This window comes from Streptomyces sp. BV286, assembly GCF_019090165.1.
Lineage (GTDB): Bacteria > Actinomycetota > Actinomycetes > Streptomycetales > Streptomycetaceae > Streptomyces.
In genome coordinates this window covers 38,905-55,553 of the sequence record NZ_JAHRIB010000045.1, presented here as the reverse complement: position 1 = coordinate 55,553, position 16,649 = coordinate 38,905, and the positions used below count along the sequence as shown (strand labels likewise).

The window sequence follows — 16,649 nt, the reverse complement described above, 5'->3', positions numbered from 1 at the left end:
GGCCAGGTCGCGCGTCGGCGGGGCGTCCACGGGGCCGCGCCTTCGGGCCCGTTGGCGGCGTCCCGGGGTTTCTCGGGCGCCGCTCGGACGTTCCGCCGACAGGGGTCACGCTGCGTAGGGCGGGCCGGCGCGGCGCCCGGCCGGTGCCCCCGAACGAGCGCGGAGGGGCGGCGCCCCGGGGCGCCCGGAAAAGCCGTGCATTTCGCACGGTGACCTCGTGACAGGCGTGACTGTCCGTGCCCCGGGCGTGGTGGAAGGCTCAATCAGGAGCCGGAGGGGGTTGGGATGGACAAGCGGTACGAGGTCTATGCGCTGGCCGACAGGCACTTCTACGAGACGCCCGACCGGCTGGCCGGGGAGGGGGCCGACGCGGCGCCCTCCTACGAGACGGCCCGCCGTCCGGTCCCCGCGGGATGGCGGGCGGCGCGCATCGGCGACTGGCTGGCGCTGACGCCCGTGGACGCCGAGGGCAGGCCGCGGTCCGGGCCGGCGCAGGGCTGGAAGATCCACGCCTCGGCCACCCGGGAGAACGCGGAGCGGATCGCGGGGATCGTGTGGGACTACTGCGTGCCGAGGGCCGTCCCGTTCAAGTTCGTCCCAGGACCGCACCTGCTGCACCTGCGGAACGTGAAGTACGCGGCCCGCGACGGGAGCGGAAAGTTCGTCACCATCTATCCGGCGGACGAGGAGCAGCTCCAGGTCGTGCTGGAGGAGCTGGGCGCGCTGCTGGAGGGCCTCGACGGCCCGTACGTCCTGACCGACCTGCGCTGGAACGAGGGTCCGCTGTACGTGCGCTACGGCGCCTTCGCCCGCTCGTTCGTCGTCGACGACCGCGGCACCCTGGTGCCCGCGGTGACGGACGGCGAGGGCCGGCTCGTACCGGACCGGCGGGCGCCCTCCTTCCAGGTGCCGGAATGGGTGACCCTGCCCTCGTTCCTGGAACCCCAGCTCGCCGCACGCAACACCACGACCGTCGGCGACCTGCCGTACCGCATCGAGAAGGCGCTGCACTTCTCCAACGGGGGCGGCGTGTACTCGGGCGTCGACACCCGCAACGGGCAGCGGGTCGTCCTGAAGGAAGGGCGGCCGCACGCGGGCCTCGCCGCCGACGGGGCGGACGCCGTCACCCGGCTCGCGCGGGAGAAGTACGCCCTGGAGCGGGTGTCCGGCCTCGGTGTGGTGCCCGAGGTGCGCGACTGGTTCACCCTCGGCGACCACCGCTTCCTCGTCATGGACTTCCTGGAGGGGCGGCCGCTCAACTCGTTCTTCGCCGAGCGGCATCCGCTGCTCTCCCCCGATCCGGACCCGGCCGCCGTCGCCGACTACACGGCCTGGGCGCTGCGCGTCCACCGCATGGTCGAGGAGGCGGTGGAGGCGGTGCACGGGTGCGGGATCGCCTTCAACGACCTCCACGTGTTCAACATCATGGTCGCCCCCGACGAGCGGTCGGTGTCCCTCCTCGACTTCGAGGCGGCGGCGCCGATCGAGGAGGGCGGTCGCCAGGTCGTCGCCCACCCGGGGTTCTTCGCACCGCCGGACCGGACCGGCGCGGACGTGGACCGGTACGCGCTGGCCTGTCTGCGGCTCGCCCTGTTCATGCCGGTCACCACGCTGTTCGTGGTCGACCGCGCCAAGGCCGCCCACCTGGCCGAGGTCATCCTCGGGCAGTTCCCGGACATACCGCGGTCGTTCCTGGACGAGGCGGTCGCCGAGATCACCCGGACCCCCGCGTCCGCCGGTACCACGACGGCGTCCGCGAGCGCCGTCCCACCAGCGACCGACCGCAACTCACCGTCCCACAGGGCCGGTTCGCCGTCCGCCGCGCCTCCCTCGCCGTACGAAGCCCTCGCCGAGCCCGGCGACTGGCCGTACAGCCGCGACTCGATGGTCAAGGCGATCCTCGCCTCGGCCACCCCGGAGCGCGACGACCGCCTCTTCCCGGGCGACATCGCCCAGTTCTCCGACGGCGGCGGGCTCGGCATCGCGTACGGCGCGGCAGGCGTCCTGTACGCGCTGTCCGAGACCGGGGCCGGCCGGTACGAGGAGGGCGAGCGCTGGCTGCTCGACCACACGGACCCGCTGCCGGCCGGCACGCCGCTCGGGCTGTACGACGGTCTCGCCGGCGTGGGATACGTCCTCGACCGGCTCGGGCACCGGCAGCGGGCACTGGACCTCGTCGGTACGGTCCTCGACGAGAAGTGGCACAAACTCTCGTCCGACCTCCAGGGCGGCCTCGCCGGACTCGGCCTGGTCCTCGACGAACTGGGCCGCACGACCGGGGAGTCCGAGCTGGAGGTACGAGCCGCGGAGGTGACACGGATCCTCCAGGAACGCCTGGCCGAGCCCCCGTCCGACACGAAGAAACGACGGGCCGGCCTGATGCGCGGCGCGAGCGGACCCGCACTGTTCCTGCTGCGCCGGTACGAGGCCACCGGTGATCCCGGACTGCTCGCGTCGGCCGCCGAGGCGCTGCGCCGGGACCTGGAGTGCTGCGTCGTGCATCCGGGCGGCAGCCTGGAGGTCGACGAGGGCTGGCGCACCCTGCCCTATCTCGGCGACGGAAGCGCCGGGGTCGGCCTGGTCATCGACGACTACCTCGGACACGCCGACGACGACCAGGGCGAGTTCGAGCGGGCCCGGGCGGGGATCCTCACCGCCGCCACCTCACGCTTCTACGCGCAGCCCGGGCTGTTCCAGGGCAGGGCCGGCATGGTCCTCCATCTGAGCCGGACCGGTGCGGCGCCCGAGCGGGTCGCCGAGCAGGTCGCGGGACTCGGCTGGTTCGCGATGCCCTATCAAGGCCAACTGGCGTTTCCCGGCCACCAGATGATGCGTCTCTCGATGGACCTGGGCACCGGAACGGCAGGGTGTCTGCTCGCGCTCGGCGCCGCCCTCGACGGCGAGGTCCCCGCTCGACTGCCGTTCCTGCCGCCGCCACGACGGCGGCCCTGAGACCCGGCTCCGCCGCCCGGCGGAGTCGTAACCCCCCGTCCCCACACAAGGGAACACAGGGAAAGGAAAACAATCATGGCCCTTCTCGACCTGCAGACGATGGAATCCGACGACATCACCGGCGGCGGCGGTCCCAGCACGCTGAGCCTGCTCTCCTGCGTCAGCGCCGCGAGCGTCACGCTCTGTCTCTGACAGCACCGTATCCACGGCTCCGGACGGCTCCCGCCTCTCCACGAGGCGGGGCCGGCCGGGGTCCGTCCCCGTGTCGGGAGGCCGCCCGGTGACTGTTTCCGCTGGCTCCGCCACCTCGCCCCACCCCGCAGGTCCTGGTCCTGCGTCCGCCTCGACGGGCGACGCGCTGCTGCGCGCGGCGACCCGCCACAGCGGTGTCCGCTGCGTGGCCCTGGGGCTGATGGCCCTGGCCGCGACGGCGGCGAACCTGCTGCTGCCCGCCGCGCTCGGCCGGGCGCTGGACGTCCTGCTGACCGACCCTTCCCGGGCCACGCGCTGGGTGCTGTACTGCACGGCCCTGATGCTGGTGGTCGCCGTGCTCGACGCCTGCGAGACGGTGCTCGGCGGGACCACGAACGCCCGGGCCACCGCGTGGCTGCGGGCCCGTCTGACCGGACACGTGCTGGACGCGGGACCGCGGGCCGGCCGCCGCTTCGGGTCCGGCGAGCTCGTCGCGCGCCTCGTGGGAAACGCCGGGCAGGCGGGAGCCGCTCCCGCGACCCTCGCCGGCGTTCTCGCCGCCCTCGCCGCGCCGCTCGGGGCGGTCGTGGCGCTCTGGCTGATCGACCTCCGGCTGGCACTGGTCTTCCTCTGCGGGGCGCCCGTCGTCGTCGCGGTCCTCAGAGGGTTCACGCGCAACTCGTCGCAGTGCGTGGCGCGTTACCAGGAAGCGCAGGGTCGCATCGCGGGCGGGCTCACGGAGGCGATCGACGGAGCACGCACCGTCGCGGCGGCCGGGACCGCCGACAAGGAGGTGGCGCGGATCCTGCGGCCGCTCCCCGAACTCTCCCGCGAGGGCCACCAGATGTGGCGCGTCCAGGGGCGCGCCGCCGCACAGGCCGTCGCGGTGGCACCGCTGCTGCAGATCGCGGTGCTGGCCACCGCGGGTCTGCTGCTCGCACAACAGGCGATCAGTGTCGGCGAGTTGCTCGCCGCCTCCCGGTACGCGGTGCTGGCGTCCGGCGTCGGTGTCCTGGTCGGCAGGCTCGGCGCCCTGGTCGAGGCCCGGGCCTCGGCCCGCCGGCTCGGCGAGGTGCTGGACGTCCCGGCGACGAGGCACGGCACCCGCCATCTGCCGCCCGGCCGGGGGCGCTTGGAACTGCGGGACGTCACGGTACGCCGTGGCGGGCGGACCGTCCTGGACGGCGTGGACCTCGTGGTCCCGGCCGGCGGGACGCTGGCCGTCGTCGGCCGCTCGGGCGCGGGCAAGTCGCTGCTCGCCGCCCTCGCCGGACGCCTGGCCGACCCGGACGGCGGTGACGTGCTGCTCGACGGCGTGCCGCTGCGCGCGCTGGACCGGCGCGAACTGCGCCGCCAGATCGGATACGCCTTCGAGCGTCCCGCCCTGCTCGGCGACAGCGTCGGGGCCACGATCGGCTTCGGCGACCCCGTTCCCCCGCCGCACCGGGTCCGGGCCGCCGCCCGCACCGCCCGGGCCGACGACTTCGTGCGCCGCTTGCCCCGCGGATACGCGACGCCCTGCTCCGAGGCTCCACTGTCCGGTGGCGAGGTCCAACGCCTCGGTCTGGCAAGGGCGTTCGCCCGCGGTGGGCGGTTGCTGATCCTGGACGACGCGCTGTCGAGCCTCGACACCGTGACCGAACAGCACGTCACCGAGGCGCTCTTCAGGAACACACCTGGGTGCAGCCGTCTGATCGTCGCGCACCGGGCGTCCACGGCGGCGCGGGCGGACACCGTCGCCTGGCTGGACGGGGGGCGCGTGCGGGCGGTGGGACGGCACGGGGAGCTGTGGACGATGGCCGAGTACCGCCGGGTGTTCGGGGGCGGCCCGGCCCCGGACGAACCCGGGAGCGAGGGTGAGGCCGCAGGGCCGCCGGGTCGCGAGCGTCCCGGAGGGAAACGGTGAGCGGCGACGGCGTGTACCGGCGAGGGTTCCGGTTCCTGCGGGCCAGGCGACGGGTGGTCGCGCGCCTCGCCGCATGGTCCGTGCTGGAGTCCGGGCAGACCTTCCTCACCGGATACGCGCTGGCGCGGGCCGTCGACGCGGGCTTCCTGGCCGGTCGGGCGACGGTCGGGCTGGGCTGGCTGGGGGCCGCCGCGGTCGCCGTGGTCGCCGGGGCGTACGGCACCGGGCGGGTCTACGCCGCCGTGGCGGCGCTGGTGGAGCCCTTGCGCGACCGGCTCGTACGGGACGTGGTCGACCGGGGGGTGCGGGAGGCGGACAGGGGCGCGCTGTCCCGGCTCACGCAGCAGGTGGAGATCGCCCGGGACACCTTCGCCGGAGTGGTGATGGTGTCGCGTTCCTTCGTGTTCACCGCCGCGGGCGCCCTCGTCGGACTGTTCTCCCTCGCGCCGCTGCTGCTGCTCGTGGTCGGGCCGCCGCTCGTTGCCGGAGTGGCCCTGTTCGCGCTGACCCTGCGGCCGCTGACCCGCCGCCAGGAGGCGTTCCTCGTCGCCGACGAGGAACTCGCCTCGCAACTCGGCGCCGTCTGCCCCGGGTTGCGGGACATCACGGCCGCCGGCGCCGAGGAACAGGTCGCCGCCGCGGTACGGGAACGGATCGGGGCCGAGCAGCGCGCCGCTTGTGCGCTGGCCCGGTGGGGCGTGCTGCGTGTGGTGGCCCTGACGGTCGGCGGACAGCTCCCGATCGTGCTCCTGCTCGCCACCGGGCCCTGGCTCCTCGCGCACGGCGTCACGGCGGGCGCGCTGGTGGGCGCCCTCGCGTACGTCGGCCAGTCGCTGCTGCCCGCCCTGCAGAACCTCATCCACGGCCTGGGCACGAGCGGCTCCAGACTGGCGGTCGTCCTGCACCGCCTCTCCCCGGGCACCCCGGGCACCCCGGGCACCCCGGAGCTCTCGCCCACGTCCCGATCCGTACCAGCACCAGCACCAGCACCAGCACCGACGCCGCCGACGGGCTCAGCCCCTCCCGCCGCCGTCACCCTCTCCCATGTCACGTTCGCCTACGGTCCCGCCAGCGAACCCGTGATCGAGGATCTCGACCTGACCGTGCCCCACGGCACCCACCTCGCGATCGTGGGCCCCAGCGGCATCGGCAAGTCCACTCTCACCGCGCTCATGGCCGGGCTCCTCGAACCGACCGGCGGCCGCGTGCGGGTGCGGAGGGCGCCCGGCACCCGTCCCGGCGAGCACCACCGCGTACTGATCCCGCAGGAGGCGTACGTCTACACCGGGACGCTCGCCGAGAACCTCGGGCACCTGCGGCCGGACCCCGTGCCGGAGGCGGAGCTGCTGGCCTCGGCCGATGCCGTCGGGCTGACCGCGCTCCTCGACAGGCTGGGCGGACCGACGGCCGAGGTCGCCCCGGCAACGCTGTCCGCGGGCGAGCGCCAGCTCATCGCGCTGGCGCGCGCCCATCTCGCGTACACCCCCCTTGTGCTGCTCGACGAGGCGACCTGTCACCTCGACCCCGCGGCGGAGGCGCGCGCGGAGCGTGCCTTCGCGCGCCGGGGCGGCACCCTCGTGGTGGTGGCGCACCGGGTCAGCTCGGCGCTGCGGGCCGACCGGGTGCTGGTCATGGACGGCCGTCGCACCGCGTACGGCTCCCACGCGGAGCTGCTGGACCGGTCGCCGCTCTACCGCGACCTGGTCGGCGCCTGGTCGGGCGCCTCACAGCCATCCCTCGCCCTGGGAGATCCGGATGGCGTCGACGCGGTTGCGGGCCCCGGTCTTCCTCGTGATGGCCGCCATGTAGTTGCGTACGGTCCCGTTGGACAGATGGAGACTGCCGGCGATCTCCGCGACGGAGGCCCCGTCGGCGGCGAGTGAGAGCACCGTCAGCTCCCTTCGGGTCAGCGGCATCCTGGCGGCCTGGAGGAAGCCGAATCCGAGCGAGTCGTCGATGAAGCGTTCGCCCGCGGCCACCTTCCGGATCGCGGAGACGAGCCGCTCGGGCGAGCCTTCCTGATCGACGAAACCGAGCGCCCCCGCGTCGAACGCGCGTCGCAGGAGCCCCGGTTTTCGTGCCGTGGCCAGCACCAGCAGGCGGGGGTCCTTCCCGTTCCGCCCGCAGAGGTCGCCGAGCGGCGGCACCCCGTACGCGTCCGCCCGCTCGAGGTCGGCCGCGCAGATGTCCGGCTGTAAGGATCGAATGCTCCTGGGCGCACCGCACCACGGAGCCTCGAACACCGTCAGATCGGATTCCTGGCGTAGCCACTCCGCCAGGACCGACCTCACCAGACACACGTCATGCACCAGAAGCACCCGGATCACATCCGCCCCTTCTGTCCTCCGTCTGCCCATTCCGTCTGCTCATTCCGTCTGCCTATTCCGTTGTGTCCGCTCCCACCGACTGCGTGCCTTCTGCGCGTGCCCACAGGCTGGCGCGTCCCACCTATCCCTTTTCCCGGGCGTGAAGAACCAGCCAAGGGGGCGCGCGGCAGCGCACAGGCGGGGCGCGGAAGCCGCGCCGCACAACGCCCGCCGGGGTGAGGACGGGGTTCCCGGCACGGATGCGCCCTCGTGCGAGGGCGGCCGGCACGCCTGCCGGGCCGCCTTCGCCGTGCGGGAACCGCCCTCGCGAGAGAGCCTTGACCAGGGACTCCTTCGCGTGTCCGAGGCAGGAGGTGGTCGGCGTGTCCGACTGGCAGGCGTCCGGGCACGCGCCCCAGCCCGCCCCGGCGCCGGTCGGCCGGCCGTTGCTCTCGCTGACGCTGGCCGCGCTCATGGACGATGTGCACGCCCATTCGGGAGCCGTGTACCTGCTGCCGCCCGGCGAACAGGTCCTGGAGATGGCGGTGATGGCCGGGCTCCCCAGGGCGTTCGCGGCCCCCTGGGAGCGGGTGGGGCTGAGCGCCCCCATTCCGGTGGCGGAGGCGGCGCGTGACCGGCGGCTCGTGTGGGTGGGCGGCGAGGCGGAGATGGCCCGCCGCTATCCACGGATCTCGGTGGTCCTGCCGTACCCGTTCGCACTGGCCGCCCTGCCGATGGCGACCGCCCGTGCCACGTACGGAGCGGTCTTCGTGACCTGGCCGGGCGCGCATCCCGCGGACCTGTCCGCCTGGGAGCGGGACCATCTCACGGCCGCCTGCGACCGGCTCGCGATCCGGCTGGAGCGGGCCCTGGACAAGGGCCACCCCGTCCGGCCGGAGCCCGATCTGCTCGCCCCGGCACCGATGGCGAGCGTGGCGGGAACGCTGGGCACGGTCGAGGCGGCGCGGATGGTGGCCCGCCTGCCGTACGGGCTCTGCGCGCTGGATCTGCGGGGGCGGATCACCTTCGCCAACGCGGCGGCGGCCGAGATGCTGGGGCTGCCCGTCAGCGGCCTGCTCGGCACCCAGCTGTGGGCGTCGGTGCCCTGGCTGAACGACCCGGTCTACGAGGACCGCTACCGTGCCGCGCTGCTCAGTCAGCAGGTGACGTCGTTCGTGGCGCTGCGGCCGCCCTCGGACTGGCTGTCGTTCCGCCTCCACCCCAGTACGAACGGGCTGAGCCTGCGCATCACCCGGGCACGGGCCGTGGCGCGGGAGGGCCGCGCGGCCTTCCAGCACGGGGACACCGGCACGCGTCTCGTCACCATCTCCCAGGTGCTGAGCCTGGCCGGGGCGCTCACCGAGGCGGTGGGTGTGCAGGACGTGGTGCAGCTGGTCGCCGACGAGATCGCGCCCGCGGTCGGCAGCCAGGGGCTGGTGATGCTCGGCTCCGGGGCGGGCCGGCTGCACGTCCTCGGACACCGGGGGTATCCGGATCCGCGGGTGGTGGAGCGGTTCGACGGAATGCCGCTGACCGAGCAGACACCCGGTACGCACGCCCTGCGGAGCGGTGTGGCGGCCTTCTTCGGCTCCCGCCAGGAGCTGGAGCGGCTGTATCCGGACCTGGACACCACGTCCAGCGGCATGGCGGCCTGGGCGTACCTGCCGCTCATCGCGTCCGGGCGGCCGGTGGGCACCTGCGTGCTCGCGTACGCCGAACCGCATCCCTTCCCGGCCGACGAGCGTGCCGTACTGACGAGTCTGAGCGGGCTCGTGGCGCAGGCGCTGGAGCGGGCCCGTCTCTATGACGCCAAGCATCAGCTGGCCCACGGTCTGCAGGCCGCGCTGCTGCCCCACTCGTTGCCGTCGCTGCCCGGCATCGAGGCGGCGGCCCGCTATCTGCCCGCCACCCAGGGCATGGAGATCGGCGGGGACTTCTACGACCTCGTGCCGACGGCCGGGGAGGCGGCTGCGGTGATCGGGGACGTCCAGGGACACAACGTCACCGCGGCGGGTCTGATGGGTCAGATCCGTACCGCCGTGCGGGCCTACACGACCGTCGGCCAGCCGCCCGGGGAGGTCATGCGCAGCACCAACCGGCTGTTGATCGATCTGGGGACCGAACTTTTCGCGAGCTGTGTCTATCTGCGTCTGGACCCGGCGCGCGGTCAGGTGGTGATGGCGCGCGCGGGGCACCCGCCGCCGCTGCTGAGAAGGCCGGACGGGAAGGTACGGGTGCTCGACCTGGCGGGCGGCCCGCTGCTCGGCATCGACGCGGGCGCCACCTATCCGACCACCGCGGTGGCACTGCCTCCCGGTTCGCTGCTCGCCCTCTACACCGACGGCCTGATCGAGTCCCCCGGGGTCGACATCGAGGACGCGCTGGCCGGGCTCGCGGAGCGCCTCGGCGAAGTGGGCGACCGACCGCTGGACGAGGTGGCCGACAGTCTCGTGCGGCACAGCGGTACGGCGGAGCAGCGGGTGGACGACGTGGCCCTGCTGCTGCTCCGCGCGGTTCCCCGTGTCCCCTAGACGAGCTGGGTGAGCCGCCTCGCGACCGGCCGCACGAAGCCGTACGCACGAAGCGGCCCGGTCCTCCCGCCGGAGGACCGGGCCACTGCGAACGGCACCGTTACTGACGAACCTTCAGATCACTGGCGGTTGGTCAGGCCCGAGCCGTCGTCCACGCCGTCGCCGTTCTGGTCGCCGACCTCACCGTTCTGGTCGCCGACCTCACCGGCCTGGTCACCGACGCCGCCGACCTGCTCCTCGCCGCCGACCGCGTCGCCACCGGCGCCGGCCTCCTGGCCCGCGCCCGCTTCCTCGCCCGCACCGGCCTCTTCACCGGCACCGGCCTCTTCGCCCGCGCCCGCTTCCTCGCCCGCACCGGCTTCCTCACCGGCACCGGCCTCTTCGCCAGCACCGGCGCCGGCGGCACCGAGCGTCGCGCCGACCGCGGCCAGCGCGGTGGTCACGGGCTGGAAGAAGGTCTCGCCGCCGACCTGGCAGTCGCCGCTGCCGCCGGACGTCAGGCCGATCGCACTGCCTTCCGCGGTGAACAGGGAGCCGCCGCTGTCACCGGGCTCGGCACAGACGTTGGTCTGGATGAGGCCGGTGACCGTGCCCTCCGGGTAGTTCACGGTGGCGTTGAGGCCCGTGACCTCGCCGTCGCTCAGACCGGTGGTGCTGCCCATGCGGATGACCGTCTGGCCGACCGCGGCCTCGGCGGCCTCCGTGATCTCCACGGTCTGCTCACCGGTGTTCACCGTGCTGGGCGCCACGGTCGCGGGGTCGTCGTACTTGACGAGGGCGAAGTCGCCCTCCCCGGGGAAGGTGGCGGCCTCGACCGTGCCGATGGGGGCGCCGGCCTCGGAGTCCGACCACTCGGCGGCCGCGACACCGCAGTGGCCCGCGGTCAGGAAGGCCGGGGCCCCGTCGTCGGCGGTGACGTTGAAGCCGAGCGAGCAGCGGGCTCCGCCGCCGAAGATGGCGTCGCCGCCCTCGACGAACGTCTTGAACGTGCCGGCGGACTTCTTGATGGTCGCCATGCCCGAACCGAGGCTCTGGACGGTCGACTCGACCTGGTCCCACTTTGCGCCCGTGACGGTGCTGTCGGCGGTGACCTGGATCTTGTTCGTCCGGGGATCTACGGCCCACGAGGTGCCGGGGACGGTCGCCTTGGTCTTCAGCGTCTGCGAGGCCGCCGTGAGTTCGGCGGTGCTGTTCTCGACCTGGCGGACGACGGCTCCCGCCTTCTCGCCCAGGATGATGTTGTTGTCGTCGCCCACGACGTTGATGATGAGCTGCTGCTTGCCGGCGTCGTAGTACCCACCGGCGTAGTCCTCGCCGAGCAGTTCGGCCAGCTGGGCTGCGAGGTCAGACGCGTCCGCGGCCTTCACCGTTCTGGGGGCGGCACCTTCCGTCGCGTCGGTCTGGGACGCCATCGCGTTCGGCAGGATGAGTGCCGCCGCGCCGAGCGCGACCACGCTTCCTGCGGCTATGACGGCCTTGCGCTTCGGTATCCGCTTGTGACTCAAGTTCTTGACCTCCTGGGGACTGGGGGGTCCGAGCCGCCGTTCGGCAGCTGACTGCGGGCGCCTGGATGGCTGTAGGTACGCAAGCGGCACGTGTGGCGTTCAACGCGGTTTCCCAACTTCCTTTGCGAATGCATGAATCAGTCACGCGGGATGTCCGGTCCCCGGCGCCGGGGACCGGGGCATGCACGACGCTGACCACCACCGATGCGGCCGGACACCCCGTGGACGGCTTCACCGCCGGGCACGCGAACCGGCCAGGTCGCGATGACGGCGAGGCAGGGGCGACGGTGATCGCGGCGCCTGCGGCACGAAAGCCCGTATGCGCCGAGGACCACGGCGCCAAGGCCCACGACGTTCCGGCGCGCGGGCACGGAGTGGGCGTCCCGGCCGAGGAGGCCGCCGCGGAACTCGGCCGGAATGCGTTTATGGAGGGCGAAAGCGACCGGAAGTACGGCCACCTGGCCCTGTGGCCGCATCCGGGCCATTCGGGCTTATTCCCGTGATGCCATCGGAAATCCGATGCCCCCCGATGGATCCCCTATTGGATCTCCGTGTCCCATCGGCCTACCTTCGAGACATGTCAAAGATTCTTTTCGTAGTGACCGGTGCCGACTTCTGGACCCTCGCGGACGGCACGAAGCACCCGACCGGCTTCTGGGCCGAGGAGGCCGTCGCCCCGTACGAGGCGTTCAAGGCCGCGGGCCACGAGATCGTCGTGGCCACCCCGGGCGGCGTCGTGCCGACCGTGGACCAGGGCAGCCTGGCCGCCGAGGTCAACGGCGGCCAGGAAGGCGCGGCGAAGGTCGCCGCCGGCCTCGCCTCGTTCGAGGAGCTGCACAGTCCCGTCCGTATGGAGGACGTGGACCTCGACGAGTACGCGGCCGTCTTCTACCCCGGCGGCCACGGCCCCATGGAGGACCTCGCGGTCAACGCCGACTCCGGACGGCTCCTCACCCGCGCCCTGGAGTCCGGCAAGCCGCTCGGTGTCGTCTGCCACGCCCCCGCCGCGCTGCTCGCCGCCACGAAGGAGGACGGCGGCAACGCCTTCGCCGGCTACCGCCTGACCGGGTTCACCAACGCCGAGGAGACCCAGGCCGGGCTGGCCGACAAGGCCAAGTGGCTGCTCCAGGACCGTCTGGTGGAGCTCGGCGCGGACTTCCAGGAGGGCGAGCCGTGGGCCCCGTACGTGGTGGTCGACCGGAACCTCGTCACCGGACAGAACCCCGCCTCCTCCGCGCCGCTCGCCGCCGAGCTCCTCAAGAAGCTCGGCTGACGGGCCACCGGGGTCCGGGCTGACTGCTCCTCAGGGAGCCGGACGGCCACCCCGTCCGCAACCGAGGCCATCGGTTCGCCCTCTGCTACTTCGCGGTGACAGCCCGTTCGCCGACCGGAGCGGAATCCTGGCTTCAGCAAATCTGCACATCGAATACGCACCCGGGTCACGGCACGCGGCGAATCCCCACAGGGATCGCCGCGTGCCGTGTCATTGGCGAGGTGTGCCCGATTCGGGATCGCAGTGCCGACCGCCGAAATGTGAACCACCCCGGGGCCATGTGAAGAAGTCGCCACCGAGCGGTGCGCAGGTCTGCACGCTTGAACGGATCCGCCCCTCAAATGCCCAGATCACACGCGTCGTTGATTGGAAGCGCGACGCGGCACCGTGCTTTGATCCATTGCACCGCGGGGGCCGTTCGGTTTTCGTTTCCGGGTTCCGGTTCCGGGATCCCGGCGCTCGCGGTCGCGGCCGACCATCTGTCCCCAGAGGGGGCCGCTCCCCCCTTGTGAATATCAATAGGAAGGGAAGTTCATCATGAACTCCACCCCCCAGGTTCAGACCGTCGAGATCTCCGACGCCGAGCTCGACAACGTCTCCGGCGGCCTCGCCCTGAACGCCCTCAGCACCGTCACCGGTGTCGTGGACGGCATCGCCCCGGTCTCCGGCCTGGTCGACACCGCCGTGGGCACGGTCGAGGGCGCGACCGGCCTGAACACCGCCCCGGTCACCGGCCTGGTCGCCGGTCTCTGATCACTCCGTGATCGCATGACGTGCCGTGAGTCCCGGAACCGTTTCGCGGTTCCGGGACTTACGGGTGCCATGGAGCGGACCCCGCACACAGGGGGTGCCGTGAACCACTCGGCTCGCCCGTGAGCCGCTCATCCAGTTCCTCGCAGGTGAGGGAAGACCCGTGCAGTTCCGCCAACAGGCCCTCGCCAAACTGCAGTCGCCGGAGGAGCTCGACCTGCCGGTGCGCTTCGCCCGTCCCCAGGGCTGGCTCGTGCTGGCCGTGACGGTCGTCGTCATGGCGGCCGCGTCGGTCTGGGCCGTGACGGGCTCCGTGGCGTCCACCGTGAGCGCGCCCGCCGTCCTCACCCACGGCCAGGGCAGCTACCTCCTGCAGAGCCCCGTCTCCGGTCAGGTCACCGCGGTCCTCACCGAACAGGGCCGGCGGATCAGGGCGAACGCTCCCGTGCTCGAGGTCCGCACCGCGAAGGGCGACACGGTCGTGCGCAGCGTCGCCGCGGGCCGGGTCACCGGGCTCGCCGCGACGATCGGGGCGATCGTCAGCACCGGCACGAACGTCGCCGCCGTGGAGAAGGTCGCCGACGCCGACGACCCGCTGTACGCGACGGTGTACGTGCCCGCGGAGAACGCCGCCGCTATTCCCTCGGACGCCGCCGTCGACCTGACCGTCCAGTCCGTGCCGACCCAGGAGTACGGGGTGCTGCGCGGCCATGTGAAGTCCGTCGACCGGACCGCCCAGTCGGCGCAGCAGATCACCGCCTTCCTCGGCGACAGCCAGCTGGGCGAGCAGTTCACCGAGAAGGGCAGACCCGTGGCCGTCCTCGTCCGGCTCGACCGGTCGTCCGGCACGAAGTCCGGCTACAAGTGGTCGTCCGTGAAGGGCCCTCCGTTCCGGCTCGACTCCATGGTCGTGGCCTCCGGTTCGATCCGCCTGGACGACCAGCGCCCGATCGATTGGCTGCTGCCGTGAGCGCACCCCACGACACCGCGTCCGCCCCGGACACCGCGGAACCGCGCGTGCCGCCTCCGGTACGGGGCCGTCGCCGCGCCACGCCGCCGAGGGCCAAGGTCCCCAAGGGCCGGGGCAAGAGCGTCCGTACGTCCACCGTCCTCCAGATGGAGGCCGTCGAGTGCGGCGCGGCCTCTCTCGCGATGGTGCTCGGTCACTACGGCCGGCACATCCCGCTGGAGGAGCTGCGCATCGCCTGCGGTGTCTCGCGCGACGGCTCGCGGGCAAGCAACCTGCTGAAGGCGGCGCGCAGTTACGGGCTGACGGCCAAGGGCATGCAGATGGACACGGCGGCGCTCGCCGAGGTCCGGGCCCCGGCCATCCTGTTCTGGGAGTTCAACCACTACGTCGTCTACGACGGGATGGGGCGCCGCTTCGGCCGGCGCGGGGTGCACATCAACGACCCCGGCAAGGGCCGCCGTTTCATCCCGATGGAGGACTTCGACACCAGCTTCACGGGTGTCGTGCTGGTCCTGGAGCCGGGGCCCGACTTCGAGAAGGGCGGCCGCAGGCCCGGGGTCATGGGCGCCATGCCGGCCCGTCTGCGCGGCACCTCGGGCACCATGCCCGCGGCCGTGCTGGCCAGCCTGCTGCTGGTGGCGGTCGGCGCCGCGGTGCCCGCGCTCAGCCGTACGTACATCGACATGTTCCTCATCGGCGGGCAGACCTCGCTGCTCGGGGTGCTGTTCGCGTCGATGGGCGCGAGCGTGCTGCTGACGGTGGTGCTGACCTGGCTGCAACAGGCGAACCTGCTGCGCGGCCGCCTCATCTCCTCCACGCTCAGCAGCGCGAAGTTCCTCCGGCACCTGCTGCGCCTGCCGGTCACCTTCTTCTCCCAGCGCAGCCCCGCCGACCTGGTGCAACGGCTCCAGTCCAACGACGCGGTGGCCGAGACGCTGGCCCGGGACCTCGCGGCGGCGGGCGTGGACGCCGTCGTCGTGGTCCTGTACGCCGTGCTGCTCTACACCTACGATCCGCAGCTCACGGCCGTGGGCATCGGCGTCGCCCTGCTCAACGTGGTGGCGATGCGGGTCGTGATCCGGCTGCGCGCGACCCGTACGGCGAAGCTGCGCGCCGACAACGCACGGCTGACGACCACCGCGTACACCGGCCTTCAGCTGATCGAGACGATGAAGGCGACCGGCGGCGAGGACGGCTACTTCCGCAAGTGGGCGGGGCAGCACGCCACCACGCTGGAGGAGCAGCAGCGCCTCGGCGTGCCGACGGCCTGGCTGGGGGTCGTCGCGCCGACGCTGGCGACGCTCAACAGCGCCCTGATCCTGTGGATCGGTGGGATGCGGGCCGTGGAGGGGCACATCTCCGTGGGGCTGCTCGTCGCGTTCCAGGCGCTGGTGACCCGCTTCACCGCGCCGATCACGCGGCTCAACGGGGTCGCGGGCCGTATCCAGGACTTCGCGGCCGACGTGGCCCGTCTGAAGGACGTCGAGAACTTCGCCGCCGATCCGCTCTACTCACGCCGCGGCGCCGGTGACAGCACCCGCAGGCTGCACGGCCATGTCGAGCTGGAGAACATCACCTTCGGGTACAGCCCGCTCGACAAGCCGCTGCTGTCCGGGTTCTCGCTGACGGTCGGCCCCGGGCAGCAGGTCGCCCTCGTGGGCGGTTCCGGCAGCGGCAAGTCGACCGTGTCCAGGCTGATCTCGGGTCTGTACGCGCCCTGGGAGGGCGTGATCCGTATCGACGGGCAGCGGCTGGAGGACATCCCGCGTGGCGCGCTCGCGTCCTCCGTCTCCTTCGTCGACCAGGACGTCTTCCTCTTCGAGGGCTCGGTCCGCGACAACATCGCCCTGTGGGACCCGTCGGTGCCGGACGAGGCGGTGGTCGCCGCACTGCAGGACGCGGCGCTGTACGACGTGGTGATGCGCCGCCCGGGCGGTGTCCGGAGCCGGGTCGAGCAGGACGGCCGCAACTTCTCCGGCGGTCAGCGTCAACGCCTGGAGATCGCCCGGGCGTTGGTCCGCAGGCCGAGCATCCTGGTGCTCGACGAGGTGACGAGCGCGCTGGACGCGGAGACCGAGCAGCTCGTGATGGACAACCTGCGCAGGCGCGGCTGCGCCTGCGTGGTGATCGCGCACCGGCTCAGCACCGTGCGCGACAGCGACGAGATCGTGGTCCTCCAGCACGGCACGATCGTGGAACGCGGGCGTCACGACGCCCTGGTGACGGCCGGCGGCGCCTACGCCGAGCTGGTCAGGGAGCGATGA

Annotated in this window: 11 protein-coding genes and 1 pseudogene; 10 read left to right on the top strand and 2 right to left on the bottom strand. The window is 72.7% G+C overall.

Translation table 11 applies throughout. The features are described from left to right. Positions 1-285 precede the first annotated feature (285 nt). The 4 genes from lanKC (at position 286) to KUF83_RS42765 (ending at position 6,933) form a co-directional block, all read left to right on the top strand. Positions 286-2,952: a class III lanthionine synthetase LanKC gene (gene lanKC / locus KUF83_RS06135; RefSeq protein ID WP_217453522.1), complete on the top strand. Its 2,667-nt coding sequence runs from the start codon at positions 286-288 to the stop codon at positions 2,950-2,952. Between the two features lie 75 nt (positions 2,953-3,027). Continuing rightward, the gene (locus KUF83_RS06130) at positions 3,028-3,144 is read left to right on the top strand and encodes a SapB/AmfS family lanthipeptide (protein ID WP_217453521.1); all 117 of its coding nucleotides are present in this window, start codon (positions 3,028-3,030) and stop codon (positions 3,142-3,144) included. Positions 3,145-3,232: 88 nt separating this feature from the next. Further along, complete coding sequence (locus KUF83_RS06125) at positions 3,233-5,050, top strand: ABC transporter ATP-binding protein (RefSeq protein ID WP_374105989.1); 1,818 nt, start codon at positions 3,233-3,235, stop codon at positions 5,048-5,050. Beyond that, positions 5,047-6,933 carry an ABC transporter ATP-binding protein gene (locus tag KUF83_RS42765; protein ID WP_308402923.1) on the top strand — a complete coding sequence of 629 codons (1,887 nt, stop codon included), beginning with the start codon at positions 5,047-5,049 and terminating at the stop codon, positions 6,931-6,933. The genes KUF83_RS06125 and KUF83_RS42765 overlap by 4 nt, the downstream gene beginning before the upstream one ends. Here KUF83_RS42765 and KUF83_RS06115 read toward each other — a convergent pair. Beyond that, positions 6,859-7,407, bottom strand: a pseudogene (locus KUF83_RS06115) (LuxR C-terminal-related transcriptional regulator); the annotation flags it as partial. The gene KUF83_RS42765 and the pseudogene KUF83_RS06115 sit on opposite strands and share 75 nt — an antisense overlap. Before the next feature lie 323 nt (positions 7,408-7,730). On the opposite strand from KUF83_RS06115, the gene KUF83_RS06110 reads away from it, so the two are divergent. Next, a complete protein-coding gene (locus KUF83_RS06110) occupies positions 7,731-9,887 on the top strand; it encodes a SpoIIE family protein phosphatase (RefSeq protein WP_308402922.1) in 2,157 nt (718 codons plus the stop codon). A 119-nt stretch (positions 9,888-10,006) separates the two neighbouring features. Here KUF83_RS06110 and KUF83_RS06105 read toward each other — a convergent pair whose 3' ends face one another. Continuing rightward, complete coding sequence (locus KUF83_RS06105; RefSeq protein ID WP_217453518.1) at positions 10,007-11,392, bottom strand: S1 family peptidase; 1,386 nt, start codon at positions 11,390-11,392, stop codon at positions 10,007-10,009. A 221-nt stretch (positions 11,393-11,613) separates the two neighbouring features. On the opposite strand from KUF83_RS06105, the gene KUF83_RS06100 reads away from it, so the two are divergent. The 5 genes from KUF83_RS06100 (at position 11,614) to KUF83_RS06080 (ending at position 16,649) form a co-directional block, all read left to right on the top strand. Further along, positions 11,614-11,895, top strand: a complete 282-nt coding sequence (locus KUF83_RS06100) for a hypothetical protein (protein WP_217453517.1) — start codon at positions 11,614-11,616, stop codon at positions 11,893-11,895. A 74-nt stretch (positions 11,896-11,969) separates the two neighbouring features. Beyond that, positions 11,970-12,665: a type 1 glutamine amidotransferase domain-containing protein gene (locus tag KUF83_RS06095; RefSeq protein ID WP_217453516.1), complete on the top strand. Its 696-nt coding sequence runs from the start codon at positions 11,970-11,972 to the stop codon at positions 12,663-12,665. A gap of 537 nt (positions 12,666-13,202) precedes the next feature. Next, entirely contained in the window at positions 13,203-13,418 is a 216-nt protein-coding gene (locus tag KUF83_RS06090; RefSeq protein ID WP_217453515.1) for a type A2 lantipeptide, read from the top strand. Positions 13,419-13,578: 160 nt separating this feature from the next. Then, on the top strand, positions 13,579-14,385 hold the full coding sequence (locus KUF83_RS06085; RefSeq protein ID WP_217453514.1) for an HlyD family efflux transporter periplasmic adaptor subunit: 807 nt from the start codon (positions 13,579-13,581) through the stop codon (positions 14,383-14,385). A gap of 47 nt (positions 14,386-14,432) precedes the next feature. Then, a complete protein-coding gene (locus KUF83_RS06080; protein ID WP_217453549.1) occupies positions 14,433-16,649 on the top strand; it encodes an NHLP family bacteriocin export ABC transporter peptidase/permease/ATPase subunit in 2,217 nt (738 codons plus the stop codon).

Excerpts from the sequence above, each read along its gene's own strand:
- lanKC (WP_217453522.1), top strand. The coding sequence starts at position 286 with ATGGACAAGCGGTACGAGGTCTATGCGCTGGCCGACAGGCACTTCTAC.
- KUF83_RS06130 (WP_217453521.1), top strand. The coding sequence starts at position 3,028 with ATGGCCCTTCTCGACCTGCAGACGATGGAATCCGACGACATCACCGGC.
- KUF83_RS06095 (WP_217453516.1), top strand. The coding sequence starts at position 11,970 with ATGTCAAAGATTCTTTTCGTAGTGACCGGTGCCGACTTCTGGACCCTC.
- KUF83_RS06090 (WP_217453515.1), top strand. The coding sequence starts at position 13,203 with ATGAACTCCACCCCCCAGGTTCAGACCGTCGAGATCTCCGACGCCGAG.